The 3032-nt window shown below is 38.5% G+C and carries 5 protein-coding genes and 1 pseudogene; 3 read left to right on the top strand and 3 right to left on the bottom strand.

Annotated features, from left to right (window positions below):
* Positions 1-197: 197 nt before the first annotated feature.
* On the top strand, positions 198-428 hold the full coding sequence (locus GRP75_RS23025) for a hypothetical protein (protein WP_160790471.1): 231 nt from the start codon (positions 198-200) through the stop codon (positions 426-428).
* A 16-nt stretch (positions 429-444) separates the two neighbouring features.
* Here the strand turns inward: GRP75_RS23025 and GRP75_RS30745 are convergent, their stop codons facing one another.
* On the bottom strand, positions 445-540 hold the full coding sequence (locus tag GRP75_RS30745; RefSeq protein WP_481856250.1) for an IS3 family transposase: 96 nt from the start codon (positions 538-540) through the stop codon (positions 445-447).
* Positions 541-708: 168 nt separating this feature from the next.
* On the opposite strand from GRP75_RS30745, the pseudogene xerS reads away from it, so the two are divergent.
* Positions 709-1777: pseudogene (gene xerS / locus GRP75_RS23015) on the top strand (tyrosine recombinase XerS).
* Between the two features lie 151 nt (positions 1778-1928).
* Positions 1929-2141 (top strand): zinc-binding dehydrogenase, encoded by a 213-nt coding sequence (locus GRP75_RS23010; RefSeq protein ID WP_237449148.1) that lies wholly within the window; start codon positions 1929-1931, stop codon positions 2139-2141.
* Here the strand turns inward: GRP75_RS23010 and GRP75_RS29340 are convergent.
* Together GRP75_RS29340 and GRP75_RS23005 are read right to left on the bottom strand one after the other, a co-directional pair.
* The gene (locus GRP75_RS29340; RefSeq protein ID WP_202404274.1) at positions 2055-2270 is read right to left on the bottom strand and encodes a hypothetical protein; all 216 of its coding nucleotides are present in this window, start codon (positions 2268-2270) and stop codon (positions 2055-2057) included. The two genes, GRP75_RS23010 and GRP75_RS29340, sit on opposite strands and share 87 nt — an antisense overlap.
* Before the next feature lie 526 nt (positions 2271-2796).
* Positions 2797-3032 (bottom strand): NAD(P)H-binding protein (locus GRP75_RS23005; protein ID WP_160790470.1); only part of this gene is annotated, 236 nt, incomplete at its 5' end.

The raw sequence follows: 3032 nt of genomic DNA, 5'->3' as shown, positions 1-3032 counted from the left end.
CAGCAATAAACTAGAAGAATCCAGAAACGAGCTATCCAATTACCAAGGATTTCTCTACATGAGGAACTCGCCAGCACTGAAGAAGGAGGGGATGGAGGAACTTATTACTTCCTCAACAAACAGAGCAACAACTTTATTTATGTCTATAGAGAAATAGCACAATATGCTGTGGTTATAGATGGGGCTGCTTGGGTTAAATGGGAAGGCCAAATAAACCAATCTTCACAGGAAAAATAGATTTCTTTAAGGACTTGTGGAAAACAAAGCAAGTTAAATTTGGAACATATGATGAAAATGGCAATATCATCTATGAAGGCGAAAAAGCTCTTCCTAATAAAGGGAAAGACATTATTGCAGCAATACCTGCGAAACACAATAATAATGAATTAAACACCCTGCTGAATAATGGTCAAGACCCCATTTTCTAGACATTGAAAAAAGACCCTAGGCCGCAAACTGGCGTTGGTACTCTACCGGCGTCAGTTTTTTTAGTTTTCGTTGTGGCCGTTTTCGGTTATAAAAACGAATATATTTCTCAATTTTGCTTTGTGCTTCGGTAACCGTTCGGATATGATAAGGGTAGAGTCTTCCGTTTTGAGATGCGAGAAGAAACTCTCCATAGAGGCATTGTCATAACAATTTCCTTGACGAGACATGCTGATTTGAGCGCCAACCATTGGTAGCATAATTTACGGAGGTTATACATATATGGATAAACAAATGAAAATGCATTACATGAATCGAATCGATGAAAAATTGTCTGATCTTCCGTGGTTTATTACGGAATTTATTGATAGCAGAAAACGAAAACTTTCTCCCACAACGCTTCTGAACTATTGCCATGACTATATTATTTTTTTTGATTGGTTAGTTGCAGAAAATTTTACTGAAGATAGCCGTAAAAACATTAAATTAGCTACTTTGGAGAAACTAACGATTCGTGAAGTGGAAAATTTCCTATCTTTTTTGGAGTATCAACTAGGCAATGCCAAGCTAACCATCAACCGTAAATTGTCCTCACTAAAATCCTTATTTGATTACTTACAGAACAAAGCTGAAACAAATGACTTAAAACCATATATCCAGCGCAATGTTATGGCCAAAATGGATTTAAATGTAGTTAAAGAAAGCCAAGAAACCATTGCCAATCGTATTGATGGGAAAATTCTTAGAGAAGACGATTTTGAGTCGTTTAGGTTATTTGTAGCCCATGATTACGGAAAGATTAATAAAGAGAATAAACATATTTTCAATTTCCATCAATTTAATCGTGAACGAGATACAGCCAATGTTTCCCTCATTTTAGGATCCGGTCTTAGGCTCTCTGAGGTTGCAGGCATTAACCTTGAAGATCTGGATATGAATAAAGCTTTAGTAAGTGTTATCCGTAAAGGTAATAAAGAACAATATGTGTATTTCAGCAAGCAAGCTTTACTGGATTTAGAAAATTATCTGCAGATCAGAGAATCAAAATATAAACCAGAGAAAACTGAAAGCTTTTTGTTTATTGCTGCTCTATAGGTCGTAAAGGAAAAAGCCGACGCTTAACTCAGCGATCTATAGAGAAACTGATCGAAAAATACGCTACAGCTTTTGGAAAGCCAGCTTTAACCGTGCACTCTCTGAGGCATTCATTTGCAACGCGTTATCACTTGGAGAACAATGATGTGCCTAGATTGAAAAACCAATTAGGACATTCCTAATACAAACGACTATGATTTATACTCATTTAACTGATGAAGAAATGAGGAAAGCAGTTAATAATATGGATAAGTAATAAAGCTTCGTCATGTAATCACACAAACTTTGTCCCTTTCGAGGAGAATGACACAAAGTTTACCCTGTTCAAGGGGGAATGACACAAAGCTTCTCTATAGCGACTTAGTACCAGCTGTCATTGAGTGAAATAGGGGATAAACTTGTTGTCAATGTACAATTCTTTAGCACGTAAGAATCAAAATGAATATCGCTTTTTATTTGTGCAATCCAATGGAAGTCAATTACAAGATACTACTAAACTTGTTGAAAAAGAAAATATCAAGCCCTCTATAGATTCAACTTATACGTTTGGGGACATTAACAAAGCGTTGATTAAAGTGTCGACGGGTCACTCCCAAGGCAAAGTTGTTGTGGCCTTCTAAATAATAATCGAGTCCCGCTTCATCCGGCATTTTGGCCATTTGTAAAATAGCTGTAACCCGCTCAGCCGCTTCGATCCTTCGCTTGTGCTGTTCCGCAATCAATTTGCCCAGCGAATAAATGTTTTCCATCCATATTTGACATTTTGGGCAGCCTTTTTCTTTTAGTTAATTAATAGAGCAGGAACAGCGGTACGAAAGGCAGGATACCGAGAATAATAATCGTCGTCGTTTCTAAGGCCGTCTTTTACCCGAATATGAGTCATGATACTGTAATACCCAAAAGGAGTGCGCCGGCTGCGGCAAAGCCGCTTTTCCAGAATCCCGCGTCTGTTAATTCTACAGAAACATGGCTGCCAATAATCCTTGTATAATCCATATTGTAATTGTCATTTTTTCCCCTTATTTATTAAAAACAATCGGCATTTTTTTGTATATAGGCAGATTTACAAACAAAATCGTACAAGCATTTCGCAACGTTTTCCCGAGATACATTCATGCCTGACTTCGTATCACCGAACGAAATTCCATAGCTCTTGCCGTCTTGTTTGATATTCGGATTGATAATGCGTACGACAGTCCATTCTATGTTTGATTTGTGAACGGTCTTCTTTTGCTTTCACGGTAGGCGTCCCCAGTGTGACAAAACGTTTTTTATTTAAAGCCTGCATGGTTTGAATGATGGTTTCATGAGCCCGGGGATCGACAAATCCTTCACTTTTCTGGATTTATCCTGCGCCGGTCCAAGCGCGCTGATCACGGCGTCTGAATTTGTAAACGCATCTTTCATTTTGCGGTGGTCATCCAGGCTACCGACAACCACTTGTAAATTCGGGTGATTTTCAGGCAGAGCATCCGCTCTTCTTACATAAGCCACTACCTGGTCGCCGTGTG

The sequence above is a fragment of the Paenibacillus sp. OT2-17 genome (assembly GCF_009827695.1).
Classification (GTDB): Bacteria; Bacillota; Bacilli; order Paenibacillales; family Paenibacillaceae; genus Paenibacillus; species Paenibacillus polymyxa_B.
This window is presented reverse-complemented; position numbering and strand designations above follow the sequence as displayed.